Source organism: Nocardia sp. MH4 (assembly GCF_019266065.1).
In the GTDB taxonomy this organism is placed as follows: domain Bacteria; phylum Actinomycetota; class Actinomycetes; order Mycobacteriales; family Mycobacteriaceae; genus Nocardia; species Nocardia canadensis.
The window spans coordinates 11,982-36,767 of the sequence record NZ_LPNR01000095.1; the positions used below are offsets into that span (position 1 = coordinate 11,982).

The 24,786-nt window shown below is 71.5% G+C and carries 24 protein-coding genes; 9 read left to right on the forward strand and 15 right to left on the reverse strand.

The window, feature by feature from the left end:
• Positions 1–97 precede the first annotated feature (97 nt).
• Both ATM97_RS13140 and ATM97_RS13145 read right to left on the reverse strand, forming a co-directional pair.
• A complete protein-coding gene (locus ATM97_RS13140) occupies positions 98–1,477 on the reverse strand; it encodes a MerR family transcriptional regulator (RefSeq protein ID WP_218718285.1) in 1,380 nt (459 codons plus the stop codon).
• A 41-nt stretch (positions 1,478–1,518) separates the two neighbouring features.
• Positions 1,519–2,187 (reverse strand): hypothetical protein, encoded by a 669-nt coding sequence (locus tag ATM97_RS13145; protein WP_218718286.1) that lies wholly within the window; start codon positions 2,185–2,187, stop codon positions 1,519–1,521.
• Between the two features lie 118 nt (positions 2,188–2,305).
• On the opposite strand from ATM97_RS13145, the gene cobG reads away from it, so the two are divergent.
• Positions 2,306–3,496 carry a precorrin-3B synthase gene (gene cobG, locus ATM97_RS13150; protein ID WP_218718287.1) on the forward strand — a complete coding sequence of 397 codons (1,191 nt, stop codon included), beginning with the start codon at positions 2,306–2,308 and terminating at the stop codon, positions 3,494–3,496.
• 78 nt (positions 3,497–3,574) lie between these two features.
• Complete coding sequence (locus tag ATM97_RS13155; RefSeq protein ID WP_218718288.1) at positions 3,575–4,666, forward strand: RNA ligase (ATP); 1,092 nt, start codon at positions 3,575–3,577, stop codon at positions 4,664–4,666.
• A 54-nt stretch (positions 4,667–4,720) separates the two neighbouring features.
• On the opposite strand, the gene ATM97_RS13160 is transcribed toward ATM97_RS13155, so the two are convergent.
• Both ATM97_RS13160 and ddaH read right to left on the reverse strand, forming a co-directional pair.
• Entirely contained in the window at positions 4,721–5,917 is a 1,197-nt protein-coding gene (locus tag ATM97_RS13160; RefSeq protein WP_218718289.1) for a low temperature requirement protein A, read from the reverse strand.
• A 36-nt stretch (positions 5,918–5,953) separates the two neighbouring features.
• Complete coding sequence (ddaH, locus tag ATM97_RS13165; protein WP_218718290.1) at positions 5,954–6,838, reverse strand: dimethylargininase; 885 nt, start codon at positions 6,836–6,838, stop codon at positions 5,954–5,956.
• Positions 6,839–6,975: 137 nt separating this feature from the next.
• Here ddaH and ATM97_RS13170 point away from each other — a divergent pair, with 137 nt between their 5' ends.
• From ATM97_RS13170 to ATM97_RS13190, 5 genes are all read left to right on the forward strand, one after another.
• Complete coding sequence (locus tag ATM97_RS13170) at positions 6,976–7,413, forward strand: Lrp/AsnC family transcriptional regulator (RefSeq protein WP_218718291.1); 438 nt, start codon at positions 6,976–6,978, stop codon at positions 7,411–7,413.
• 48 nt (positions 7,414–7,461) lie between these two features.
• On the forward strand, positions 7,462–8,097 hold the full coding sequence (locus tag ATM97_RS13175; protein ID WP_218718292.1) for a precorrin-8X methylmutase: 636 nt from the start codon (positions 7,462–7,464) through the stop codon (positions 8,095–8,097).
• Positions 8,094–9,641, forward strand: coding sequence for a precorrin-2 C(20)-methyltransferase (locus tag ATM97_RS13180; protein WP_218718293.1), 1,548 nt, complete (start codon positions 8,094–8,096; stop codon positions 9,639–9,641). Before ATM97_RS13175 ends, ATM97_RS13180 begins: the two co-directional genes overlap by 4 nt.
• A gap of 165 nt (positions 9,642–9,806) precedes the next feature.
• Positions 9,807–10,328, forward strand: a complete 522-nt coding sequence (locus ATM97_RS13185) for a ubiquitin-like domain-containing protein (protein WP_218718294.1) — start codon at positions 9,807–9,809, stop codon at positions 10,326–10,328.
• Positions 10,329–10,472: 144 nt separating this feature from the next.
• On the forward strand, positions 10,473–11,015 hold the full coding sequence (locus tag ATM97_RS13190; protein WP_218718295.1) for a PadR family transcriptional regulator: 543 nt from the start codon (positions 10,473–10,475) through the stop codon (positions 11,013–11,015).
• Positions 11,016–11,020: 5 nt separating this feature from the next.
• Here the strand turns inward: ATM97_RS13190 and ATM97_RS13195 are convergent, their stop codons facing one another.
• The 3 genes from ATM97_RS13195 to ATM97_RS13205 all read right to left on the reverse strand — a co-directional run bounded on the left by ATM97_RS13195 (position 11,021) and on the right by ATM97_RS13205 (position 14,020).
• Positions 11,021–11,773, reverse strand: coding sequence for a cobalt-precorrin-6A reductase (locus ATM97_RS13195; RefSeq protein WP_374104856.1), 753 nt, complete (start codon positions 11,771–11,773; stop codon positions 11,021–11,023).
• Positions 11,774–12,035: 262 nt separating this feature from the next.
• A complete protein-coding gene (cbiE, locus tag ATM97_RS13200; protein WP_218718296.1) occupies positions 12,036–13,289 on the reverse strand; it encodes a precorrin-6y C5,15-methyltransferase (decarboxylating) subunit CbiE in 1,254 nt (417 codons plus the stop codon).
• Positions 13,268–14,020: an SDR family NAD(P)-dependent oxidoreductase gene (locus ATM97_RS13205; protein ID WP_218718297.1), complete on the reverse strand. Its 753-nt coding sequence runs from the start codon at positions 14,018–14,020 to the stop codon at positions 13,268–13,270. Before ATM97_RS13205 ends, cbiE begins: the two co-directional genes overlap by 22 nt.
• A gap of 98 nt (positions 14,021–14,118) precedes the next feature.
• Here ATM97_RS13205 and ATM97_RS13210 point away from each other — a divergent pair, with 98 nt between their 5' ends.
• Positions 14,119–14,517, forward strand: coding sequence for a TIGR03618 family F420-dependent PPOX class oxidoreductase (locus ATM97_RS13210; protein ID WP_218718298.1), 399 nt, complete (start codon positions 14,119–14,121; stop codon positions 14,515–14,517).
• Between the two features lie 10 nt (positions 14,518–14,527).
• On the opposite strand, the gene ATM97_RS13215 is transcribed toward ATM97_RS13210, so the two are convergent.
• Positions 14,528–15,655 (reverse strand): Xaa-Pro peptidase family protein, encoded by a 1,128-nt coding sequence (locus tag ATM97_RS13215; RefSeq protein WP_218718299.1) that lies wholly within the window; start codon positions 15,653–15,655, stop codon positions 14,528–14,530.
• Positions 15,656–15,773: 118 nt separating this feature from the next.
• On the opposite strand from ATM97_RS13215, the gene ATM97_RS13220 reads away from it, so the two are divergent.
• The gene (locus ATM97_RS13220) at positions 15,774–16,745 is read left to right on the forward strand and encodes a 5'-3' exonuclease (protein ID WP_218718300.1); all 972 of its coding nucleotides are present in this window, start codon (positions 15,774–15,776) and stop codon (positions 16,743–16,745) included.
• Positions 16,746–16,803: 58 nt separating this feature from the next.
• Here the strand turns inward: ATM97_RS13220 and ATM97_RS13225 are convergent, their stop codons facing one another.
• From ATM97_RS13225 to ATM97_RS13255, 7 genes are all read right to left on the reverse strand, one after another.
• The gene (locus ATM97_RS13225) at positions 16,804–17,532 is read right to left on the reverse strand and encodes a DUF4333 domain-containing protein (protein WP_218718301.1); all 729 of its coding nucleotides are present in this window, start codon (positions 17,530–17,532) and stop codon (positions 16,804–16,806) included.
• A 119-nt stretch (positions 17,533–17,651) separates the two neighbouring features.
• Positions 17,652–20,348: an RNA helicase gene (locus ATM97_RS13230; RefSeq protein WP_218718302.1), complete on the reverse strand. Its 2,697-nt coding sequence runs from the start codon at positions 20,346–20,348 to the stop codon at positions 17,652–17,654.
• 3 nt (positions 20,349–20,351) lie between these two features.
• Complete coding sequence (gene tatC, locus ATM97_RS13235; RefSeq protein ID WP_218718303.1) at positions 20,352–21,305, reverse strand: twin-arginine translocase subunit TatC; 954 nt, start codon at positions 21,303–21,305, stop codon at positions 20,352–20,354.
• Between the two features lie 95 nt (positions 21,306–21,400).
• Positions 21,401–21,667, reverse strand: a complete 267-nt coding sequence (gene tatA, locus ATM97_RS13240; protein ID WP_218718304.1) for a Sec-independent protein translocase subunit TatA — start codon at positions 21,665–21,667, stop codon at positions 21,401–21,403.
• Between the two features lie 92 nt (positions 21,668–21,759).
• Positions 21,760–22,788, reverse strand: coding sequence for a 2-dehydropantoate 2-reductase (locus tag ATM97_RS13245; protein ID WP_218718305.1), 1,029 nt, complete (start codon positions 22,786–22,788; stop codon positions 21,760–21,762).
• Complete coding sequence (locus tag ATM97_RS13250; protein WP_218718306.1) at positions 22,785–23,768, reverse strand: YafY family protein; 984 nt, start codon at positions 23,766–23,768, stop codon at positions 22,785–22,787. The genes ATM97_RS13245 and ATM97_RS13250 overlap by 4 nt, the downstream gene beginning before the upstream one ends.
• Complete coding sequence (locus ATM97_RS13255) at positions 23,765–24,760, reverse strand: YafY family protein (protein ID WP_218718307.1); 996 nt, start codon at positions 24,758–24,760, stop codon at positions 23,765–23,767. Before ATM97_RS13255 ends, ATM97_RS13250 begins: the two co-directional genes overlap by 4 nt.
• Positions 24,761–24,786 lie beyond the last annotated feature (26 nt).

Here is a 24,786-nt window from a genome sequence, read left to right on the forward strand (position 1 = left end):
GCAGGTGTTCCCGAAGGATCTCCGCCACGTCGTCGGCGGCCGGGCACTACGTCGTGTGCCGCCGGGCCCGAGGGGTCGATGGATGACTCGGCCGTGGTCACCGGACCGGCGCATCGTCGGCGACCGGGCGGCACGGCATGGTGAGGGTGAGCTGGTCGCCGTCGTCGGCGGAGCGGAGTCGGGCGGGGAGGTCGGGGGCGGTGAGATCGAGCATCACGTCGGGTCCGACCGCGGCCGCGACGGCGGGGTACAGGGTGGTCACCGCGAAATGGATCGTCAGGCCCGGTCCGGTGACGGTCGCGGGCAGCGGCCGGGGGTCCTCGCTGTTCGCGGTCCGCACCTCGCCCGTCGGATCGATGTGCAGCGTGAGGGTGGACGAGCTGGTCCGCTCGAGCGTCTCCAGCAGTGCCGTCCTGCTCAGCACCACCCGTGTGGTGACAGCGGGTAGCGCTGCCAGCATCCCCCGGTAGTCGGGGAACTCCTCGGTCGACCGGCGGCATCGGCGTCGATCAGGACCACTCGCCGCGCGTTCGCCGCTGTCGCCGTGCTCGTCGGCGACGTTCCCAGGCTCCCCCGGTCGGCGACCGTTCGCCCGCTCGCCGGAGGGATCAGCGGTTGCCGACATCTCCGGCCGACGATCGCCGCCGGATACCCGGGGCTCGGGCACCACCGCGCGCAGGGCCGGGTCAGCGGCGGCGATGACGACGTGGGTGATCTCCGGGCGGATCGTCACCGTGTGCTCCCGGCGCAGCCAGGAGGTGGCCGCGCGGAGATCATCGGCGTCGACGGTGGCCGACCAGTCGACCGTGGACGGGTGCACGGCGCGCAGGGTGCGGGTGGCCAGACGGTACCGGTCGGTGGCGGTGAGGATCAGCTCCTGGGCGGCCGCCTCGAGGTGAAGGGTGTTGAGCACCGGCAGGTTCGGGTCGGTGATCGTCGCGGCGGCGATCTGATCGATGGCGGCCGCGAGCACCGGACCACGTATCCGGATGCTGTCGTCCCCGCCCGGCTGCGGCACTGTGTCGTCGTCAGCCGGCGCGGAGCCGCGCACCGCATCGCCGCCGTTCGACAGGGCGGGGCCTGGAGTAGGCGTCAGGTCGGGCAGGGGCCGGGTGACCTGGCTGAGGCTCGTGCCCGCCCGGACCGCCGCCCGCGCCGCGTCGGCGGCCGCGTTGACCGCGCGGAGCCGGCGGTCCAGGTCGGCCAGGTGGTCGTCCACCAGGCCGGCGACGCGGGCGGGGTCGGGTTCGGCGAGGACGGCGACGATCGCGGGGAGCGGCATGTCGGCGGCCCGCAGCCGACGGATCAGCCGGGCCGGGCCGGTTTGGCCGGGGGCGTAGTAGCGGTAGCCGGTCGACTCGTCGACCACGGCGGGGACGAGGACACCGGCGTCGGCGTAGAAGCGCAGGGCGCTGGCGCTCAGGCCACAGGCACGGGCGAAGGCGCCGATGGTGAGCAGGTCATCGGATTCGGGCACCCGGTCATCATCGGGGTTCGAGCAGGTCGAAGGTCAAGCGATCAGTCGCGGGTGGTGCCCGCGGCGACCATCTCCGGGGAACCGGTGCCGAGGTTGCGGTAGACGTTGGCGACCACCATCTGGCCGAGGGCGTTGTTACCGACGCCGCCGATGACCGCGCCGATACCGGCCGGGATGAGGGTGCCGAACAGCAGCAGGGTGCGTTTGACGAGATAGTTGACGATGAACCGCTTGGCCGGCGAGTCGGGCATGCTCGCCAGGCCCGGGACGTGATCGGTGACCACCGAGAGCCATTGGCCGGTCTTGTGCCCGGCGGTCTCGTCGAGCACCTTCGTGCCCGCCTCACCGAGGACGACCTTCGACACCAGGTGCTCGCGCCGCGGATCGGCGGGGTCGAGGTCGTAGGCCGCGGCCGCGCCGACCGACAGCACCGACGACGCCTCGAGGAACACGGCCGTGTCGACACCGGTCGCGGCCAGGCTCAGCACAGTGCCCACCCCGGGCACGGCGGCGGTGAGACCCACCAGCACCCCACTGGTGGTGACGACGACGAGGTACTGCCGCGACAACCGCCGCAATGTCTCCACCGGCGCGTCCTGCGGATGCCTGCGCTCGAGCCAGTCGACGTAGCGGCCGACCGTGCCCGTCTGCGCGTGCGCGACCTTGTCGAGCGCGGGTACTACACGCTTGTCCACGAATTCACGCAACATGCGGTGACCTCTCCTGTCGGCGAACGACTGGCGAACGATTCCCCGACCACCCTAGGCGACGCCCGTCGGCAATGCCTGACGGCGGCGCGCGGGTCGGCGGTCGTAGGCTGGACGGATCATGACCAGGAGCACCCCCGATTCCTGCCCCGGTGTCCTGCGCCTGCACCAGGCCGCCGACGGGCCGCTGGCGCGGATCCGCGTCCCCGGCGGCCGGCTGGCGCCGCAGCAGCTGCAAGCCCTCGCCGACGCGGCCCGTGAGCTGGGCAACGGCGCCCTGGAACTCACCTCGCGCGGCAATATCCAGCTGCGCCGGGTCGGGGACCCCGCCGCCCTCGCCGATCGGCTCGGCGCGGCGGGTCTGCTGCCCAGCCGCACGCATGAACGGGTCCGCAATATCGTGGCCTCGCCGCTGTCGGGCCGGATCGGCGGCTGGGCGGACGTGCACGACCTCGCCGTCGGCCTGGACACCGGACTCCAGGCCGACCCCCGGCTGGCCGAGCTGCCCGGCCGGGTGCTGTTCACCCTCGACGACGGCCGCGGCGATGTGAGCACCCTGCGCGGCGACATCGGCATCCAGGCCGTCGCCGCCGACGAGTTCGCCGTCGTTCTCGCGGGCGCCGACACCGGGCTACGGGTGAGCGCGAGCGAGGCGGTCGAGGTGATGCTCGACGCGGCGCGCGGTTTCCTCGACCTGCGCGGCTGCGGCGACGACGGCCAGTGGCGACTGCACGAGATCCCCGGCGGCGCCGAGCGGGTCGCCGAGACGCTGGACCGCTCCCCCGCCGGCGCGCCGCTGGAACTCGGTGCGGCACACGATATCCCGATCGGCTGGCTGGACCAGGACGACGGCCTGGTCAGCCTCGGCGCCGGAGTGCCGCTCGGCACGTTACCCGCGCGGACCGCGGAGTTCCTCGCCGCCGTCGAACGGCCCGTCTTCGTGACGCCGTGGCGCAGCCTGGTGATCACCGACCTCGACGAGGGGCCCGCCGAGACCGTCGTCCGGGTGCTCGCGCCGATGGGGCTGATCTTCGACGCGCAGTCACCGTGGCTGCGGGTCAGCGCGTGCGCGGGGCGGCCCGGCTGCGCGAAGTCGCTCACCGATGTGCGCGCCGATCTCGCGGCCGCCGTCGACAGCGATCGGGTCCGGCCCGGCGCCCAGGAATCCACCCATGTCGTGGTTCCCGCCGAGGACCTCACGGTGGCTGGCCGACAGCACTGGTCCGGTTGTGAGCGCCGCTGCGGCCGGCCGAGCGGACCGGTCACCGACGTCGTCGCCACCCCCGACGGCTACCGGGTCGACACCCACTGACGTTCGCCCACACCGAAATTCGGTCGACCCCGGTGCGCGGGGCTCGTACGCTGATCACCTCGCAACGAGGGGGTTTCCATGTCCACACTGCAGGTGACGGCCGAACAACTGATCGTCCACGCGCATCCGAACGCCGACCGGCTCGAGCTGGCCCAGGTCGGCCTGTACCGGGCCGTCGTGGCCAAGGGTCAGTTCACGACCGGCGCGCACGCGATCTACATCCCGGAGCAGGCCGTACTGCCCGAGGCGCTCGTCGCCGAGCTCGGGCTGACCGGCAAACTGGCGGGGCCGCAGCGCAATCGGGTGAAGGCGGTGCGACTGCGGGGCGAGGTGTCGCAGGGCATCGTGTGCACGCCGGCGGCGCTCGCGGGTCTCGATCTGGCGGCGGCCGCCGTGGCGGGCACCGACTTCGCCGACGCGCTGGGGATCACCAAGTGGGTGCCGCCGGTACCGGTCTCGATGGACGGTCAGGTCGAGGCGGCGCCGGAGCTGCTGCGGTGGATCGATGTCGAGAACATCAAGCGGTTCCCCACCATCTTCACCGCGGGGGAACCGGTGGTGGCCACGGAGAAGATCCACGGCACCGCGTGCCTGCTCACGTTCGTGCGGGCCGAGGACCGGATCCTGGTGTCTTCCAAGGGCGTCGGCGGGAAGTCGCTGTCGCTCACGCCGTCCGAGGGCAACCTGTACTGGCGGGCGATCCGCGCGCACGGCCTCGACGAGGCCGCCAGGAAGCTGGCGATCGCGCTCGACGCCGACCGGGTCGGGCTGTTCGGCGAGGTCTACGGCGCGGGCGTGCAGGACCTGCACTACGGCGCCTCGGCCGCGCACGACGGCTCGCTGGGCTACGGGTTGTTCGATGTCGCGGTGGAGCGGGGCGGCGAGCCGGTCCGCTGGCTCGACCATTACGAGATCGGCACGCTGCTGGGCGAACTCGGGCTCACCGTGCCACGGGTGCCGGTCCTCTACGAAGGCCCCTACGACGCGGCGACGCTGCTCGCGCTCGCCGAGGGCAGCGAGACCGTCAGCGGTCTGGGCGCCAACATCCGGGAGGGCTTGGTGGTCCGGCCCGCGACCGAGCGGCAGTCGCCGGTGCTCGGCGGGCGGGCGATCGGCAAGATCGTCTCCGACGCGTACCTGCTGCGCGACGGTGGCACCGAATTCGAGTGATCACCAGCGCCGTCCGTGCGCCGGTGCGGCGATCCGCACCGGCGCACGGAGGCGCTACGCGCGAATCGGGCGACGCGCGCGCACAGTCTCCGACACCACCGCCCCCGTCAGCGTGACCATCACCCCGACCACCAGCCACATTCCGCCGAGGTGCGGTGCGGCCCAGGCCAGCACCAGCGCGGCCAGCAGGCACGGCAGCGGCCAGCGCAGCAACCAGCGGGGGCCCGCGCTGGCGAGCCCGCCCAGACCGCAGACGAGGAAGAACGCCGCGGCGCCGCCGCAGAGGACCCAGCCGATGCCCGCGGGCAGGTGCCCGGACGGATGCGCGGCCACCAGCCCGAGCCCGGCCGCGACGGTGGCCACCGCCACGCTCAGCGCGCAGTGGGTGGCCATCACCCGATGCCGGGTCACGTCGATGGTGGCGGTCGAGGCGTCCATCATCCGCGGCACGAACCCGTAGTGCAGCGTCAGGCCCCACATGCCGAGCAGGCACAGAAAGGCGCAGACCCCGATCACCACGACCGGCACGGTCCACTCCTCCACCGCCACCGCCGCGATCACCGAGATCACGCCCTCACCGAGCACGATGATCAGGTATTGACCGAGGCGCTCGCCCAGATGCCCCGGATCCGCGTGCAGCATCTGCAGGCGCGGCAACCGACGACGCGGCGGCCGGGGCGCGCCCGGACGACGACGGCGCACTCGGGCGCGCACCCGTCGCTGCGTCTCGAGCATCAAGCGTTCGGCGTCGACGGTGAACATCACCCACAGGTCGATCGCGAGGCCGACACCCCACAGCCCGAACTTCCACGGCGCGGGCACCCACAGCGAGATCACCCACGGCAGCGTCCCTGAGCCGATCTGCGCGATCGGCCAGTCCACCACCACCTGGCCGCGTCCCCACTCCGAGGACGACGCGATCCGGACCAACACGTAGATCGCGGCGAAGACGTTCGCGCGCTGGTCGGGCATCCCGTCGACCGAGGCCATCATCACGCACAGGCCGAACATGCAACCGAACACCAGCGCGGTGCGCGCCTGCTCGCCCGCGACGTTGCTGTACACGGTGACACAGGCCCACACCACCCAGAACGCGAGCGAGAGCAGCACGTACAGGCCGAACTCGCTCAGCGAGGGACCCCGGTGCAGCAGGTGCGTGAGCTGGCCGATCCCCGCGACGGCGACGAGATCGAAGAACAGTTCGGTCCAGCTGGCGCGCCGTTCCGCCGCGGTCTCCTCCGGGTGTGCCACCCGGACAGTATGTGGCCGGTGCGCGCCCGGTCCCGGCTACCCGGCGGTCGTGTCGCGGCGGGTGTGCAGCTCCAGCACACAGCACTTCACGCCGCCGCCGCCCTTGCGCAGTTCGGACATGTCGACCGGCACCGGCGTGAAACCGCGCTCCTGGAGGGCCGCGATGAGACCGGTCGCGCCCGGGTCGAGGAAGACGTGGTGACCGTCGCTGACACCGTTGAGGCCGAACGAGAGCGCGTCGTTCTCCTCGGCCAGGATCGCGTCCGGGTAGAGCGCGGCCAGCACGTCGCGGGCGGCCGGACCGAACGCGCCCGGGTAGTAGGCGATGGTCGAGTCGTCGAGCACCATCAGCGCGGTGTCGAGGTGATAGAAGCGCGGATCGATGAGTTCCAGCGATACCACCGGCAACTCGAAGTACCGCTCGACCTCGGCGTGCGCGGACAGCGAGCAGCGGAAGCCGACCCCGGCCAGGATCCGCCGGCCGGCGAAGGCGAAATCGCCCTCGCCCTCGTTGGTCTCGGCCGCGGGCGCGAGCGCGCGCAGTTCCCTGGCCGCGAACCAGCGGTGGAACGCCGGGCCCTCGGCCGCCCGTTCGGAGTGGGCGAAGCGGGCCGAGAGCGCGTGCCCGCCGATCACGATCCCGCTGTTGGCGGCGAACACCATGTCGGGCAGGCCGGGCTCGCCGGGCACGGTCTCCACGGTGTGCCCGTGGTCCTCGAGCACCGCCCGCAGGATCTCCCACTGGGCCAGGGCGCGGGCGCGGTCCACGGGCGCGGCGGGATCCATCCACGGATTGATCGCGTAGGCGACCGCGAAGTGGTCGGGCCTGCACATGACATAGCGGCGCGGGGTGGCGACCCGCGCGGGCGCCGGGGCGACCCGCGCGGACGGGGTGGCGCGAAGAGGGGCTGCGGCGGTCATCAGGACTCCCGGTGGCTGCGCGGATCGATAGTTCCTACGAAGGTAAATGTGCGCGCGTTGCACGGGGAACACCGATTCGTTGCGCATTTCGATGCCAGAATGGAGAAATCTTGTGTTTCGCCGGGCGAAGGAGTGACGTGGACGATATCGATCGGCGCATCCTGTCGGTGCTGCTCACCCACGCGCGCGCCTCGTTCCAGGAGATCGGCGCGGTGGTCGGGCTGTCGGCCCCGGCGGTGAAGCGGCGGGTGGACAAGATGGTCGCCAGCGGGCAGATCACCGGGTTCACCGCGCAGGTGAATCCGGCCGCGCTGGGCTGGACGACCGAGGCGTACGTGGAGGTCTACTACCGCGACAACATCTCCCCCGCCGAGCTGCGCCGCACCCTGGAACCGATACCGCAGGTCGTCGGGGTGTGGACGATCGCGGGCGAGGCCGACGCGCTGGTGCACGTGATGGCCACCGACATGGCCGAGATCGAGGTGACGGTCGAGCGGATCAGGGAGAACGCGCGCGTCGGCCGCACCCGCAGCTCGCTGGTGATGTCCCGCATCCTCGAGCGGCCGCGCACCTGAAGCACCGCGACGGAAAGGCGGTCGGACACAGGTTCTAGGGTTGTCCGCATGTCCGATGTGCGTACCAGCTACCTCACCGACGGGGCCGAGATCTATCGGCGCTCGTTCGCGACGATCCGCGCCGAAGCCGACCTGGCCGGTTTCCCCGCCGATGTCGAGCGGGTCGCGGTGCGCATGATCCACGGCTGCGGGCAGGTCGATCTGGCCGCCGACATCGCCTACTCGCCCGGCGTGGTCGCCGCCGCGCGCGCCGCGCTGCACGCGGGCAAGCCGATCATCTGCGACGCGAACATGGTCGCCTCGGGCGTCACCCGCAAGCGCCTGCCCGCCGACAACGCGGTGCTGTGCAACCTCACCGACCCACGGGTGCCCGCGCTCGCCGCCGAGCTGGGCAACACCCGGTCGGTGGCCGCGCTGGAACTGCTGCGCGATCAGCTCGACGGCGCCGTGGTCGCCATCGGCAACGCCCCCACCGCGCTGTTCCACCTGCTCGACATGCTCGACGCGGGCGCGCCGACGCCCGCCGCGATCATCGGCATCCCGGTCGGCTTCATCGGCGCCGCCGAATCCAAGCAGGCGCTCATCGACTTCGGCGGGATCGAATACCTCACCGTACGTGGCCGTCGCGGTGGCAGCGCGATCACCGCCTCGGCCCTCAACGCGATCGCGAGCGAACAGGAATGAGCGAGATCAGCACCGGCAAACTATGGGGCATCGGCCTGGGCCCCGGCGATCCCGAACTGGTGACGGTGAAGGCGGCCCGCCTGATCACCGCCGCCGATGTGGTGGCCTTCCACAGCGCCCGGCACGGTCGCAGCATCTCGCGCGGGATCGCGGAGCCCTACCTGCGCCCGGGCCAGATCGAGGAGCACCTGGTCTACCCGGTGACCACCGAGACCACCGACCATCCCGGCGGCTATCAGGGCGCGATCGACGAGTTCTACGAGCAGGCCGCCGCCCGGCTCGCCGTGCACCTGGCCGCCGGGCGCTCCGTGGCCCTGCTGGCCGCCGGTGACCCACTGTTCTACAGCTCCTACATGCACATGCATCGCCGGCTGGCCGACCGGTTCGAGGCCGAGATCGTTCCCGGCATCACCTCGGTCAGCGCGGCGTCGGCGGCGCTGGGCACCCCGCTTGTCGAAGGCGAGCAGGTGCTCACCGTGCTCCCGGGCACGATGCCGGTCGAGGAGCTCACCCGCCGGCTGCGCGATACCGACGCCGCCGCGATCATGAAGCTCGGCCGCACCTATCCCGGTGTGCGCCAGGCACTGTCGGACTCCGGCCGACTCGACGACGCCTACTACGTGGAGCGGGCCAGCAGCACCCGCGAACGGGTGATGGCCGCCGCCGACGTCGACGCGGCCGACGTGCCCTACTTCGCGATCACCCTGGTGCCCGGTCCGGCACCGACGACGCCGATCGTCGCCCGCGACAAGGCCGCGCGCGCCACCGAGGCCACCCCGGCCGCTCCCGCGACGGCGGGCGAGGTCGTCGTGGTCGGGCTCGGCCCCGGCGACACCGCGTGGACGACACCGGAGGTCACCACCGCACTGGCCGAAGCGACCGACCTCGTCGGCTACACCACCTACATCGACCGCGTGCCCGTGCGGCCGGGTCAGCGCAGGCACGCCAGCGACAACAAGGTCGAATCCGAACGGGCCGCCATGGCGCTGGATCTGGCCAAGCGGGGCGCCAGGGTCGCGGTCGTGTCCTCGGGCGATCCCGGGGTGTTCGCGATGGCCGCCGCGGTCCTCGAGGTGTCGGCCGAGCCGCAGTTCGAGCAGGTGCCGGTGCGGGTCCTGCCCGGCCTGACCGCGGCCAATGCCGTCGCGAGCCGGGTGGGCGCGCCGCTCGGGCACGACTACGCGATGATCTCGCTCTCCGATCGCCTCAAGCCGTGGGACGTTGTCGCCCAGCGTCTTTCGGCCGTCGCGGCCGCCGATATGGCGATCGCCATCTACAACCCGGCCTCCTCGCAACGCCGCTGGCAGGTGGGCGCCATGCGCGATGTGCTGCTGGCGCACCGGGCGCCGGAGACGCCGGTGGTGCTCGGGCGCGATGTCGGCGGGCCGACCGAATCGGTCCGGGTGATCACCCTCGGCGAGCTCGATCCCGACGAGGTCGACATGCGGACGCTGCTGATCATCGGCTCGTCGACCACCGCCGCGTTCCAGACCAGGGAGGGCACCCGCGTGTTCACCTCCCGGCGCTACGGCACGACCGTCTAGCACGGCCGCCCGCCACGAGGACACCCGCGAGGTCAGCCGGATCCCGGGTGTGCGGTGGCACACTGGGGTGCGGCGGGCCCGTCCCGCCATGGCACAAGCGTGACATCTCGTTTCCTGGTTCGATTCCCCAACGCGTCCTCGCGGACGATGAAAGGACTCACCACGATGAGAGTTCAGCACCACGCACGTCGCACCACTTCCTTACGCCACGCGGTGGCGACCGGACTGACCGCAGTGGTACTGGCCGCGCCGGTCGCGGCCCTGGTCGTCCCCGCCATCGCGTCGGCACAGCCCGCACCACCGCCTCCCAGCGCACCCGCGACACCCGGCGCCCCCGCGACACCGGGCGAATCCGCGGCACCGGGTGAATCCTCGGCTCCCGGGGTATCGGGAGCGCCCGCGGCCCCTGCTGCGCCCGCCTCGCCCGGTCTGCCCGGCGCGCCCGCGGCACCGATCGCGGAGTCGCTCACGCTGGCGGTCACGAACGCCGACGGGGCCGGTTTCGCGGTCACCGTCGACGCGGCGGCGCCCGTCGACACCCTGAAGGTGCTCGTCGAGGAGCAGACCGGCATCCCCGTGGAGCAGCAGCGACTGCTGGTCGACGGTGACGTCGAGCTCGTCGACGGCACCTCGCTCGCGCAGTACCAGCTCGGCGACGGCGACACCGTCACCCTCGCCTCGCGCTGATCGAGCCGCGCGGCGGTGACCCGCACGACGGTCGACCGGGTCACCGCCGCACCGGCGAACACACCGCAACACCTGCGGTCTTGGTGGACAGCGCACCCAGGCGTAACATTCCACTTAGGAATGTCGTTCGAAGGGAGTTGACCGTTGACCGATACCGCGACTCGACGCCGCCCGCTGAACTCCACCGCGGCCTCGCTACTGGGGTTCCTGCACGAAGGCCCGATGTCGGGCTGGGACCTCGCGACCCAGGCCCAGCAACGGATCGGCGACTTCTGGACGATCACCCAGAGTCAGGTCTACCGCGAGCTGACCACCATGGACGCCGCCGGCCTGGTGACCAAGGGCGAACGCGGCGCCAGGGAACGCACGCCCTACCGGATCACCGACACCGGCCGCGAGGCCTTCGCCGAATGGATCGCCCGCGATCCCGGCGCCGAGACGATCCGGGTGCCGCTGCTGCTCACGCTGTCCTTCGGCGAACATCTCGAGCCGGCGCATCGCGATCGGATCATCGCCGCCAACAAGAACATCCACCAGGATCGGCTCGACCGCTACCTCGACGAGGACCCCACCGCGCTCGCCCCGCACCAGCGCGCCACCCTCGAATTCGGCATCGCCTACGAACGGGCGGTCCTGCACTGGTTCGACCAGCTCCCGCACATCTTCACCGGGCCGCGACCGCAGTGAGCGACTCAGCGCACCCGAGGTGACGCGGCGTCGTGCAGCCAGTCCACGGCGGCGCCGACCTCTTCCACCGTCACCGCGCCCGCGGGCAGCGGCGGCCGGTCGATCATCACCACCGGCAGGCCCGCCGTGCGGGCCGCGAAGATCTTCGCCTCGGTCTGCTCGCCACCGCTGTTCTTGGTGACCAGCACATCGATCCGGTGCCGGGACATCAGCACCAGTTCGTCGTCGAAGGTGAACGGCCCCCGGGCCAGCAGCAATTCGTAGCGCGGGGGCAGTGGTGCCGCGGGTGCGTCGATCGAGCGGATGACGAACCGGTGCCGCCCGCAGCCGGCGAAGGCGCCGACGCCCTGCCTGCCGATGGTGAGCAGCACCTGTTCGCCGTGCTCGGCCAGCGCGGCGGCGGCCGACCTCAGATCGGGCACCCGCGTCCACAGGTCACCGCGACGCTGCACCCATTCGGGGCGCCGCAGGTGCAGCGCGGGGATGCCGAGATCGTCCGCCGCGGTCGCCGCATGCGAGCTGACCTGCGCCGCGAAGGGATGGGTCGCGTCCACGACGGCGTCGATCGCGTTCTCGCGTAGCCAGGTTCGGAGGCCCTCGACACCACCGAACCCACCTATGCGCACCGGACCGACGGGCAACCGCGGCTGGGCGACCCGCCCGGCGAGGGAGGACACGATATCGAGTCCCCGTTCACCGGACGCGATCCGCGCCAGCTCCCGGGCCTCGCCCGTGCCGCCGAGGATCAGGACCCTCAGAACTGCCCGCAGACGTCGGCCGAACCCGCCTCGACCAGCAACGGGCGCGCGGGTGCGGTGAACTTCGCGTACTTCATGTCACTTCCCATCATGAAAAAAGAGAACCGGCGGGATTTACCCGGAACGGCCACGACCCTACCCCCGAGGCACGCTTCTTACACCTTCGGTTCGTAACTTTCAGGGCGTCGGGACCCTGCGTGAACGCCGTCACCGTGATCTGCGCGTGATTTGTCCGTGATCGGAAATTCCGGGTCGCGCGCCGCTAACCAGCGGGTTTTGTGACGATCCACTGGGCGACCGGGAGGTGCGGCCGCCACGCGGTGAACCCGCCGAGCGGTTCACCCCGGTAGATCTGGAATTTCCGCAGGGCGCCGCCGTGGGTGGCGGTCCAGTCCAGCAGCTGCGCTTCCGATTCCGCGGTGACCGCGTTGGCGACCAGGCGACCGCCCGGACGCAGCCGCTGCCAGCACTGCTCGAACACACCGTCCTGGGTGAGCCCGCCACCGAGAAATATCGCGTCCGGTGCCGGGAATTCCCGCTCGGCAAACTCCGAGCGCACCTCGCCCCCGACCGTTATTCCGGGAACGCCGAGCGCGGCGGCATTCACCGCGATCTGTTCGCGGCGCGCGGGGAGCCGTTCGAAGGTGACGGCCCGGCACAGCGGATGGGTGCGACACCATTCGATCGCGATGCTGCCGGAGCCACCGCCGACATCCCACAGCGTCTCGCCGGGCGCCGGGGCCAGCGCGGTGACCGTCAGGGCCCGGACCTCGGCTTTGGTGAGCTGACCGTCGCCGCTGAAGGCGGAGTCGAGCAGTCCGGGCAGGCGGGTGTCCCGACGGCCGCCGGGCTCGGCGACGCAGTCGATCGCGACGACGTTGAGCGGGTCGCCGTGCGGATGGGCCCAGCGTGCCGCGGTGCCGGTGACCACCCGTTCGGCGGGCCCGCCCAGCTGTTCGAGCACGGTGAGCGTGGACGCGCCGAACCCGTTGTCGCGCAACAACCGCGCCAGCAGCGGCGGCGTGGACTCGTCCTCGCTGAGCACCAGCACTCTGCGGCCCTCGGCCAGTTCGGGCAGCACCGTGGGCAACGGCCGGGCAACCACGCTCACCACGGGGACCTCGGCCAGCGGCCAGCCCAGCCGGGCACACGCCAGCGACGCCGAGGACGGCTGCGGAAACACCCGCAGCGACCGCGCGCCGAAGCGGCGGGCCAGGGTGACACCGATGCCGTAGAACATGGGGTCGCCGCTGGCGAGCACGCCGATGCGCCGATCGGCGTTGCGCGCGAACAACTCCGGCAGGGCGGGCAGCAGCGGACTCGGCCACGGCACCGCTTCGGCGTCGCCCGGCGGGAGCAGGGCCAGCTGACGCGGCGAACCGAAGACGACCTCGCACGCGGCGATGGCGGTGCGTGCCGGCTCACCGAGCCCGGACCAGCCGTCGGCGCCGATGCCGAGGACGACGATCGGGGAACCCGCCCAGGCCGACTCGGTCACCGCGGCATCCGGCGCCACACGAACCGCGGCATCAACCGCATCACGAAGAACATCACCGCGAGCCTGCCGGGCACCGCCACGGAGGTCTTGCCCTTGCCCAGGGCACGCACGACGGCGTCGGCGACCTGACCGGGGGTGCTGGCCATCGGCGCGGGTTCCATGCCGGTGGTCATCCGGCCGATCACGAAGCCGGACCGGACCAGCAGCAGCTGGACGCCGGTGCCGTGCAGGGCGTCACCGAGCCCGCTCGCGAAGCCGTCGAGTCCCGCTTTGGCCGAGCCGTAGACGTAGTTGGCGCGGCGCACCCGCACTCCGGCGATGGAGCTGAACACGACGATCTGCCCGGCGTCCTGGGCCCGCAGCAGCGTCGCGAGCGTGGTCAGGATGCTGACCTGGGCGACGTAGTCGGTGTGCACGACCGCGACCGCGTGCGCCGGATCCTGTTCGGCGCGTGCCTGATCGCCGAGCACGCCGAAAGCCACCACGGCCGTGCCGATGCCGCCGTGCTCGGCGGCGATCTTCTCCAGCAGCGGGGCGTGCGTGGCGGTGTCGTCGGCGTCGAATTCCACGGTGTGCACGGCGGTCGCGCCGGCCGCGCGTACCTGCTCGATCTCGGCGTCCAGCGCGCCGGACCGGCGGGCGGCCAGGATCACCACCCGTCCGGGCGCCAGTCGGCGCGCCACCTCGACGCCGATCTCACTGCGCCCGCCCAGGACCAGCACGGGTCCCTCGTTCTGCTGCGTTCCCATGGGCTCAGTCTGTCATCCGCCGCCGAGGCGGGACATCGGGTGGCCGGAGCCCAAACCCGTGCGGCGCGACGCCGATCGCCCCGACTACCGTTTCCCCCATGCCGACCGCCACGACACAGCTCTCCCCCGCCGCCCTCGACTTCGTCACCGAGCGGCACCTGGCCACCCTGACGACCCTGCGCGCCGACGGCACCCCGCACGTGGTCGCGGTGGGCTTCACCTGGGATCCCGACAGCGGGATCGCGCGAGTGATCACCGACGGCGCGTCGGTGAAGGCGCGCAACGCCGCACGGGGCGGATACGCGGCGGTGAGTCAGGTCGAGGGGCCGCGCTGGCTCACCCTCGAAGGACCGGCGACCGTGCTCACCGAGGCCGACGACGTGGCCGAGGCCGTGCGCCGCTACACCGCCCGCTACCGGGTGCCACGGGAGAACCCGACCCGTGTCGTGGTGGCGATCCAGGTGCGCCGGGTGCTGTCGTCGAGCACCCTGAAGTAGCCCGCGCCGCCTACAGGACGGTCAGACCGTGCGGGCGGTTGTTCATCGACTCGGCGCCGTCGGCGGTGACGACCACGATGTCCTCGATCCGGGCGCCCCACTTCCCGCGGAAGTAGATGCCGGGTTCGATGCTGAACGCCATGCCCGGTTCGAGCACCAGGTCGTTGCCCGCCACGATGTAGGGCTCCTCGTGCACCGACAGGCCGATGCCGTGGCCGGTGCGGTGCACGAAGGCGTCGCCCAGGCCCGCGTCGGCCAGCAGGGTGCGCGCGGCCGCGTCGATGGACTCCGCGGTCACCCCCGGGCGTACCGCGGCCACCGCGGCGGCCTGGGCGGCCTCGAGCAGCGCCATCTGCTCGGCGACCTGCTTGCTCGGCGACCCGAGCACGTAGGTGCGGGTGGAGTCGGAGAAGTAGCCGGGTTCGACGGGGCCGCCGATATCGATGACGACGACGTCCCCGGCCTCGATCACCCGGTCGGAGACGCCGTGGTGCGGGTCGGCGCCGTGCGGGCCGCTGCCGACGATGACGAACGCCGCCTCGGTATGGCCCTCCTCGACGATGGCGGCGGCGATGTCGGCGCCCACCTCGACCTCGGTCCGGCCGGGACGCAGGAATTCGCCCATCCTGGCGTGCACCCGGTCGATGGCGGCGCCCGCCCGGCGCAGCGCCTCGATCTCGGCCTCGTCCTTGATCATCCGCGACTGCCGCAGCACGGGCGTCGCCGAGGCGGGCAGGCCGGTGGTCGATTCCGCGAGCGGGATCAGGTGCAGCGCGGGCATGGCGTCGGCGACGGCGATGCGCGAGCCGGCGTGCAGGGTCGAGCGCACCAGCTGATACGGGTCGACGCCGTCGACCCAGTCCAGGATCTGCAGACCGAGTTCACCGGCGGCCGACCCGTCGAGCGAGGCCAGCTCGAGTTTCGGGATCACCACCGACGGCGTCGAGCCGTCGGCGGGAATCACCAGGCAGGTGAGCCGTTCGAAGGATTCGGCGGCCGATCCGATGAGGTACCGCAGATCGGGGCCCGGGGTGATGAGCAGGGCGTCCAGATGCGCCGCGCGCATCAGTTCGACCGCCCGCTCCAGCCGCTGACCGTAGACATTCGCCGCGAACCTGGCATCCGTGTGCGCGCTCATAGGATCCGACGTTACCCGCCGCGGGCGCACGGGCCCAGGACGGCGTGATCTCCCGGGCACCGGACGCGCGTGCCGCGCGGCGGGCGCCGGACGGAGCTTTCGGGGCACAATCGACCCCGTGACCGCTGACCAGACCTCCCGTGGGCCCCTGCTGATCCTCGACGGCGCCAGCCTGTGGTTCCGCGCCTATTACGCGATCCCCGACAAGCTCAGGGCCGACGACGGACGCTCGGTGAACGCGCTGCGCGGATTCACCGACATGGTGGCTTCGCTGATCACCAAGCACCGGCCGAGCAGGCTGGTGGTCGGGCTCGACCTGGACTGGCGGCCGCCGTTCCGGGTGGCGCTGGTGCCGTCGTACAAGGCGCACCGGCTCGACACCAGCTCCGGCGCGGCACCGGGCGCCGAGGAGGTGCCCGACACGCTCACCCCACAGGTCGAGATGATCCTCGAGGTGCTCGCGGCGGCCGGGATCGCCACCGGCGGGGCCGAGGGGCTCGAAGCCGACGACGTGCTCGGCACGCTGGCCAGCCGGGAACGCACCGATCCGGTGGTCGTCGTCAGCGGTGACCGCGATCTGCTGCAGCTGGTCCGCGACGAGCCCGCGCCGCCGGTGCGAGTCCTCTACGCGGGCCGCGGCCTGGCCAAGGCCGAACTGTTCGGCCCCGTCGAGGTGTCGGCGAAATACGGTGTGCCGGAACAGAACGCGGGACCCGCCTACGCCGACATGGCGACCCTGCGCGGCGACGCCTCCGACGGACTGCCCGGTGTCGCCGGCATCGGCGACAAATCCGCCGCGCAGCTGATCTCGAAGTTCGGTTCGCTCGACGCCCTGCTGGCCGCGGTCGACGATCCCGGATCCGACCTCGCCAAGGGGGTGCGGGCGAAACTGGTTGCGGCCCAGGAGTACCTGAAGGTCGCCGCGCCGGTCGTGCAGGTGGTGCGCGATGCCGAGGTGATCCTGTCCGGGCCCGACACGCTGCCCGCGACCCCGGCCGACCCCGATCGGCTGCTCGCCCTGGCGAGCGCCTACAACGCCGAGAGCCCGATCACCCGGCTCGTCACCGCGCTGACGGCGGCCCACCGCTGACACGACGCCGGGCCGCCCGCGTACCCGCGGACGGCCCGGACATCGTCGGTGCGGCAGCCTAGTTCGGGCGACCGACCTCGTAGGTGCCGTCGTCCTTGGTGATCTTGACGGTGACCTTCTTCGCCTCACCGCTGACCTTCAGATCGCAGGTGAAGGTCGCGTCGACCTTCACCTCCTGACCCGAGGGGCACGACACGTCGGAAACGTCGGCGATGCCGTAGGAGTCCTTCAGCACGCGCGAGACGCCGTCCTGCACGGCGGCGGAGTCGAGTTCGTCGGAGGAGAACACGACCAGGAGCAGACCGACGACGGCGGCGAGCACCAGCACGCCCGCCGCGATCAGACCGATCACCAGGCCCTTGCCCTTGCCGCCGGACGACGGGGGCTGCTGGCCCCACTGCTGCTGACCGGGCTGCTGCGGCTGCTGTCCCCACTGCTGCTGCGGCTGCTGACCCCACTGCTGCCCGGCGTTGGCGCCCTGGGCGTTCCAGTCCTGCGGCGGCGGCTGGGTCTGCCCCCACTGCTGCTGCGGGCCGGTCGGCTGCTGCGGCTGCTGTCCCCACTGCGGCTGCTGGGCAGGCTGCTGCGGCTGCTGACCCCACTGCGGCTGCGGCTGCTGCGCGTTCGGGTCACCCCAGTGCTGGGTGGGCTGGGCCTGCTGCGGCTGCTGCCCACCACCCCAGTGCTGGGTGGGACCGGCGCCACCGGCCCCCTGCTGACCTCCCCAGTGCTGGGTGGGATCGTTGCTTCCCTCCCCTGGGCCATTCGGTCCGTACGGGCCGCTCATCCACTCGCCTCCACTCGCATCGTTGTACATACGGTAGCCCCCCGCGCCAGGCCAGCCGCTTTCGCACGACTCCGCCATCACGGTCGGTACGCCAAGAAATCAAATCACAGACATATCCACTACGCGGCGTCCACCGCAACGACACCCCGCCGAACGGCACGGACCGCCTTGGCGGCGGTGGCCGCGACCTCGGGGTCGTCGGCGGTGTTGTGGATCTGGTCGAGCAGGTCGATGACCTGCCTGCACCAGCGCACGAAATCGCCCGCCGACAGCGGCGTGCCCTGATCGCCACTGGCCAGCAACGCCTCGGCCAATGCGTCGCCGCGAGCCCACTTGTACACGCCGGTGACGAAACCGAGGTCGGGTTCGCGGGTCGGCGGCAGCTTGTGCCGCGCCTCGTCGGAGCGCAGCTGGGTCCACACCTCGATGGTCGCGCCGACCGCCCGGCGGATCGGTTCGGTCGGGCCGGACGCGGTGAGGAACCCGCCTTCCTGGCGCGACTCGTAGACCAGCGTGGAGACCACGGCCGCGAGTTCGGCCGGACCCAGCCCGCGCCACAGCCCCTGACGCAACACCTCGGCGACCACCAGATCGCTCTCGGCGTAGATCCGGGCCAGCCGCCTGCCGTCGGCGGTCACCTCGCCGTGCTCGACGAACCCCCGTTCCTCGAGCAGCCCGACGATCCGGTCGAAGGTGCGCGCCAGCGAATTCGTCGTCGCGGCAACCTTCTGGCGCATCGACTCGGTCTCGCGCGCCAGCCGGGCGTAGCGCTCGCCGGTGCGGCTGAGCTGTTCGCGGTCGGGCCGGTTGTGCGCCGGGTGCGAGCGCAGGCTGCGGCGCAGCGTGGACAGTTCACGGTCCTCGCCGCCGCGCGTGTGATCGTTGCGCCTGCGCCTGCCCGGCGCGGAGATCCCGGTGCTGCGCAGCGCCGAGGCCAGGTCGCGGCGGATGCGCGCGGTGCGGTGATCGACGCGCCGTGGCAACCGCATGTGCCCGAGCGCTTCGGCGGGCACGGGGAAGTCCGCCGCCGAGACCCGGCCCGCCCAGTGGTCCTCGGTGAGTACCAGCGGACGCGGGTCGCCGGGAGTCTGGTCGGGTTCCAGGATCACCGCGAGCCCGGCCCGCCTGCCCGACGGAATCGCCACCACGTCACCGCGGCGCAGTTCGATCAGGGCCTTGACGGCGGCACCGCGTCGATCGGCGCGACCCTGCTGCTGGATCTCGCGCTCGCGCTGCTTGATCCGCTCGCGCAGCGACATGTACTCCATGAACCCGCCGTCGACGCCACCGAGCTGGCTCTCCAGTTTGCGCATCGCGCCCTGGTTGCGTTCGATGCCGCGCACCAGCCCGACGACCGACCGGTCGGCCTGGAACTGGGCGAAGGACCGCTCGAGCAGCGCTCGCGCCTCTTGCGCGCCCATCCGGTCGATCAGATTGATCGACATGTTGTACCCGGGGCGGAAGGAACTGCGCAGCGGATAGGTGCGGGTGGAGGCCAGGCCCGCGACCGCGCTGGTGTCGACCTCGGGCTGCCACAGCACCACCGCGTGGCCTTCGACGTCGATGCCGCGCCTGCCCGCCCGACCGGTGAGCTGGGTGTACTCCCCCGGCGTCAGTTCGGCGTGCGATTCACCGTTGAACTTCACCAGGCGCTCGAGCACGACGGTCCGCGCGGGCATGTTGATGCCGAGCGCCAGCGTCTCGGTGGCGAACACGGCCCGCACCAGGCCCTTGACGAACAGCTCCTCGACGGTGTGCCGGAACGCGGGCAGCATGCCGGCGTGATGGGCGGCCAGACCGCGGTGCAGCGCCTCGCGCCATTCCCAGTAGCCGAGCACCTCGAGGTCGCCCTTGGGCAGGTCGCCGGTGTGCTTCTCGATGATCTCGTCGATGTGGGCGGCGTCGTCGGGCCTGCTCAGGTCGAGGCGGGCGCGCAGGCACTGGGCCAGCGCGCCGTCGCAGCCCGCGCGACTGAAGATGAAGGTGATCGCCGGCAGCAAGCCTTCCTCGTCGAGGCGAGCCAGCACCTCCGGACGCGGCAGCGGGCGGAAGTTGCCGCGACCACCGCGCCCGCGCGGACCGCCGTAGCCCTGCATCCGGTCGGCGGCCTCGCGCTGGCGGATGAACCGCACCAGGTCCTCGTCGACCAGCACCTTCTGGTCGCTGGACTTGGTGTCGAACAGGTCGAACATCCGCCGGCCGACCATCACGTGCTGCCACAGCGGCACCGGCCTGGTCTCGTCGACCACCACGGCGGTGTCACCGCGCACGGTCTCCATCCACGCGCCGAACTCCTCGGCGTTGGACACCGTCGCCGACAGGCTCACCAGGCGCACGTCCGCCGACAGGTGCAGGATGACTTCCTCCCACACCGCGCCGCGGAACCGGTCGGCCAGGTAGTGCACCTCGTCCATCACGACATAGGACAGTCCCCGCAGCGAATCCGAGGACGCGTAGAGCATGTTGCGCAGCACCTCGGTGGTCATCACGACCACGGGCGCGTCGGGGTTGATCGACTGGTCCCCGGTGAGCAGGCCGACGCTGTCGCGGCCGTAGCGCGCGGTCAGGTCGGCGAACTTCTGGTTCGACAGCGCCTTGATCGGCGTGGTGTAGAAGCATTTGCCGCCCGAGGCCAGCGCGAGATGGACCGCGAACTCACCGACGATCGTCTTGCCCGCGCCGGTCGGGGCGCACACGAGCACGCTGTGCCCGTCCTCCAGCGCCGCGCAGGCGGTCCGCTGGAAAGGGTCGAGATCGAAAGAGATTTCGCTGGCGAACTGCGCCAACTCGTTGGCCCGCGCGGGAGAATCGGTCACCCGTCAGAGCGTATCGGAGTAGTCCGACACCGGGCGTGTGGTTTTCTCCGGGTCGGCGACCGGGTCCGCGGGCCGCACCGGATCCGGCGTGTCCAGCGGAGAGGCTTCCTCGTCCGACAGCGCGCCCCAGCCCTCGTTCACCGCGCGACGGGCCCGGCGGGCGTCGTTGAACCGGGCGAACTGCACCGCCAATTCGAACAGCACCGTCAGCGCGATCGCCAGCGCCAGCATCGAGAACGGGTCCTGCGGGGTCACGATCGCCGCGAAGACGAACAGGCCGAAGATGATGCCGCGCCGCCACGCTTTGAGCTTCACGTACGGCAGCACGCCGACCAGGTTCAGCCCGATGATGACCAGCGGCGTCTCGAAGCTGACGCCGAAGATGATCAGCAACTGGATGATGAAGCCGAAGTACTGGGTACCACTGAGCGCGGTGATCTGGACGTTGTCACCGATGGTCAACAGGAACGACAACGCGTGCGAGACGACGACGTAGGCCAGCACGGCGCCGGTCACGAACAGCACGGTGCCCGACACCACGAACCCGACCGCGTAGCGGCGTTCCTTGGCGTAGAGGCCGGGGGTGATGAAGGCCCACAGTTGGTACAGCCAGAACGGCGCCGCCATCACGACACCGGCGGTGAAGCCGACCTTCAAGCGCAGCATGAACTGTTCGAAGGGCGCGGTCGCCAGCAGGCGGCAGGCGCCGTCGGGGCTCAGACTCGCCCTGGCCGACTCGGGCAGCGCACAGTACGGTCCGCGCAGGATCTCGCCCAGGCTGTCGATGCCGAAGAACGGGTGCGCGTACCAGAAGAAGCCGACGAGCGTGGTGACCGCGATCGCGGCCAGCGCCAGCAACAGCCGGGTGCGCAGTTCCTGCAGGTGCTCGACCAACGACATGGTGCCGTCGGGATTCGTCCTGCGCTTGCTGCGCCGTGGATCGAATGGAATGCGCATGGTGGGTGGTGGCCTCTAACCCTCGGTCCGGCGGATGCTCGACAACAGCACTCAGCCCCGGAGCGGTTGTCTCGCTCCGGGGGTGAACACCGAGGTCAGGCCGACTTCTGGCCCTGCTGCGGTTCGACGATCGGAGTCTGCGCCTGCGGGGCCGAGGCGGGCAGCTGCTGCTGCGGCGCCGGGGTGGCGGTCGGCGGGGTGGCCGGGGTGGCCGACTCCGACTGCATCTGCCCGACCTCGCTCTTGAAGATCCGCAGCGACCGGCCGAGACCGCGCGCCGCGTCCGGCAGCCGCTTCGCGCCGAAGAGCAGGACGAACAGCAACGCGATGATCAGCAGGTGCGTCCAGCTGAACGTGCCCATTATCAGATACCTCCAAAGACTGTGGTGATTACCGATGCTACCTGCACTCGGACCGTGGTGACCGGTCACCCGCAGCGGTGTTCGCCACGCGTTCAACCCTGGACGGCGGACGCCGCCCCGGTCAGCTCGGCGAACAACCGGCTGCCGGTGAACCGGCGGGTGTCCCCCGATTCGGCTCGGCGGATCAGCTCGGTGAGCCTGCGATTGACCGGTGTCGGCCGCCCGACCATCTCACCGAGGCGCACGATTTCGCCGCACAACCACGCGATTTCCGTCCGCCTGCCCAGGGCGAGGTCGTCGGCCATCGAGGAGCGAGCCAGCGGATCGATGGCCAGGACCCGGCCGAAGACCCGGCGGAAGACGACGTCGGGAACACGCAGCAGATGCACCATGAGTTCCGGCGGGATCGCCGTCAGCTGGGCGGGACGAATTCGCGCAGTGTTCATCACCGCGAGGGCTTCGGCCTGGGCGAGCGCGAGGCAGCGCCGGTAGTCGCGCTCGGCGAGTTCCTCGCGCAGCGGCCGCCCGGACAGTGCGTTGATCGGGTTGTTGAGGTTGAGCAGCAGCTTGGCCCACTGCACCGGACGCAGGTCGCGATAGCGGCGCAGCGGCAGGCCCGCGGCCCGGAACTGCTCGGCGAACCGGTCGACCACCGGGTCGTCCTGGATCGCGACGACGCCGTCGCTGCCCCGGTGGAAGCGCCCGTTGCCGCGGTGCACCACATTGAACGGGACCATGCCGGGCAGCACGACGCTGGTGGGCAGGATGTCCCGGATCAGGGTGTCGTTGCCGATGCCGTTCTGCAGGCTCACCACCGGCGTGCCGGGGCGCAGCCTGCCCGCGACGGTCCGGACGACCGAGGCGGTGGCGGCGGATTTCACGGTGACCAGGACGAGGTCGGCCAGTTCCGGCTCATCCGGTTCCAGGGCCAGCCCGAAGCGATCCGGCGACACGTCGATCGACCCGCCGTCGAGGTCGGTCAGGTGCAGTCCGTGCTCGGCGATGTCGTCGAGCACGCGCTGGCGGCCGACGAAGATCACGTCCAGCCCGGCCGCGGCCAGATGTCCGCCGATGAAGACCCCGATGCTGCCCGCGCCGAGGACCAGTACTCGCTGGTTCACGCGGTTTCGGTCTCCCCGGGCAGTCCGGCGGCCGCGTAGGCGGCCAGGGCGGCGTCGGCGCGGTCACGCACCGCCGCCACCAGGTCCGGCGGGCCGAGCACGCTGACGCCGGTGCCGAAGCCGAGCAGCAGACGGGCCATCCAGTCGGCGGAGGCGAAGCGCATGCCCGCCTCGATGCTGCCGTCGGGGCGCGACTCGATGCGGTGCATCGGGTACTGGTCGAGCACCCAGGCGTAGTCGGCGCGGATGCGCAGCCGGGCCAGCGGCACGTCGGGGTCGTCCTGGAACAGGTCGAGGGCGGCCGCGTCGGCGGCGGCGTGGCTGGGCGGACGGGCCGGTTCGTCGAGTTCGGTGGCGTCCTCGATCCGGTCGAACCGGAACAGGCGCACGCCCTCGGCCTGCCTGCACCACGCCTGCAGGTAGCTGTTGTTGTCGACGAGCACCACGCGGATCGGGTCGACGATTCGTTCGGAGACCTCGTCGCGGCTGGCCGAGTAGTACACCAGGCGCAGGGCGCGGGCGTCGGCGAGCGCGGCGCGCACGGTGGCGACGACCGGCTGCTCGACGGGCACGGCGGCCGGGGTGCCGGTGACGACGGCGTCGGTGCTGGCGATGGCCGATTCGATCTTGGCGATCGCGGCGTGCGCGGCGGTCGGGTCGACCATGCCCGGCATCTCCACGATCGAGCGCAGCGCGACCAGTAGCGCGGTCGCCTCGGTGGAGGTCAGCCGCAGCGGCCGGTCGATGCCCGCGGAGAAGGTGACCTCGATGCTCTCCTCGGAGAACGACAGGTCGATCAGGTCGCCGGGCCCGTACCCGGGCAGCCCGCACATCCACAGCTGATTGAGGTCGCTCATCAGCTGTTTGGTGCTCACCCCGAGCTCGGCGGCGGCCTCGGCGGCGCTGATGCCGGGGTGCGCGAGCAGGTACGGCACCATGTTCAGCAGGCGCGAAAGGCGTAGGGACAGGCGCGAACTCACGACGCCACCTCCGTGTGGTCGAGTACCGACCGTAGCCGGTTCATCACGTCGGCGCGCAGTTCCGGCGGATCCAGCACGAGGACATCGGGACCGAGACCGGTGATCAGCCGGGCCACCCAGTCGCGGGAGCGGACCGGCACTTCGACGACCGAACCGTCGCGGCCGCCGAGCTCACGGTCACCGAGTTCGGTACCGATGCGACGCAGCTCGCGACCGCGGCCCTTGGCGACCCAGACGGTGGCCGAGCCGGTGACCGGCGCGTCGCCGGTGACCCGGTCGACGATGGCGCGCAAGTCGGCGTCGGCGGGCTTGCGGACCGCGTTGAGCGGTCCGTACGGCGTGACCTCGCCACCGATGCGCGACAACCGGAAGGTGCGCACGGCGTCTCGCTCGCGGTCGTGCCCGACCAGATACCAGCGACCGTGCCGGGTCACCACACCCCAGGGCTCCACATCGCGGGTGACGAACGGATCGGTGATGGCGCTGTGGTGTCCGAACCGCACCGCCTGCCCGGCGTCGATCGCCGCGAGCAACTCGCGCAGCACCGGTTCCGAGCCGCGAGTGCGGGCGGGCACCGCGGGTACCGACACCCCGACGTTGTCCGTCTCGACGGTGACGCCGGCCGCGCGCAGCTTCAACAGCGCGCCCTCGGCGGCGCTCGCCAGCTCGGGCGAGGCCCACATCTGCACGGCGACGGCCACCGCGGCGGCCTCCTCGCTGGACAGGTCGATGTCGGGCAGTTCGTAGGCGTCGCGGTTGATCCGGTAGCCCTCGAGTGTCGAGAACCGCCCCACGGGGCCCACTTCCAGCGGAATGCCCAGATCGCGCAGTTCGTTCTTGTCGCGCTCGAACATCCGGCTGAACGCCTCGTCGGTCGCGGAGTCCTCGTAACCGGCCACGCTGGCGCGAATGCGCTCGGCGCTCAGGAACTGCCGGGTCGACAGCAGCGCGATGACCAGATTCATCAGCCGCTCGACCTTGGATATCGCCACCCGATAGAGGGTAATGGTCGGCTGAC

Excerpts from the sequence above, each read along its gene's own strand:
- ATM97_RS13145 (WP_218718286.1), bottom strand. The coding sequence starts at position 2,187 with ATGTTGCGTGAATTCGTGGACAAGCGTGTAGTACCCGCGCTCGACAAG.
- cobG (WP_218718287.1), top strand. The coding sequence starts at position 2,306 with ATGACCAGGAGCACCCCCGATTCCTGCCCCGGTGTCCTGCGCCTGCAC.
- ATM97_RS13155 (WP_218718288.1), top strand. The coding sequence starts at position 3,575 with ATGTCCACACTGCAGGTGACGGCCGAACAACTGATCGTCCACGCGCAT.
- ddaH (WP_218718290.1), bottom strand. The coding sequence starts at position 6,838 with ATGACCGCCGCAGCCCCTCTTCGCGCCACCCCGTCCGCGCGGGTCGCC.
- ATM97_RS13175 (WP_218718292.1), top strand. The coding sequence starts at position 7,462 with ATGTCCGATGTGCGTACCAGCTACCTCACCGACGGGGCCGAGATCTAT.
- ATM97_RS13180 (WP_218718293.1), top strand. The coding sequence starts at position 8,094 with ATGAGCGAGATCAGCACCGGCAAACTATGGGGCATCGGCCTGGGCCCC.
- ATM97_RS13185 (WP_218718294.1), top strand. The coding sequence starts at position 9,807 with ATGAGAGTTCAGCACCACGCACGTCGCACCACTTCCTTACGCCACGCG.
- ATM97_RS13205 (WP_218718297.1), bottom strand. The coding sequence starts at position 14,020 with ATGGGAACGCAGCAGAACGAGGGACCCGTGCTGGTCCTGGGCGGGCGC.
- ATM97_RS13210 (WP_218718298.1), top strand. The coding sequence starts at position 14,119 with ATGCCGACCGCCACGACACAGCTCTCCCCCGCCGCCCTCGACTTCGTC.
- ATM97_RS13215 (WP_218718299.1), bottom strand. The coding sequence starts at position 15,655 with ATGAGCGCGCACACGGATGCCAGGTTCGCGGCGAATGTCTACGGTCAG.
- ATM97_RS13225 (WP_218718301.1), bottom strand. The coding sequence starts at position 17,532 with ATGAGCGGCCCGTACGGACCGAATGGCCCAGGGGAGGGAAGCAACGAT.
- tatC (WP_218718303.1), bottom strand. The coding sequence starts at position 21,305 with ATGCGCATTCCATTCGATCCACGGCGCAGCAAGCGCAGGACGAATCCC.
- tatA (WP_218718304.1), bottom strand. The coding sequence starts at position 21,667 with ATGGGCACGTTCAGCTGGACGCACCTGCTGATCATCGCGTTGCTGTTC.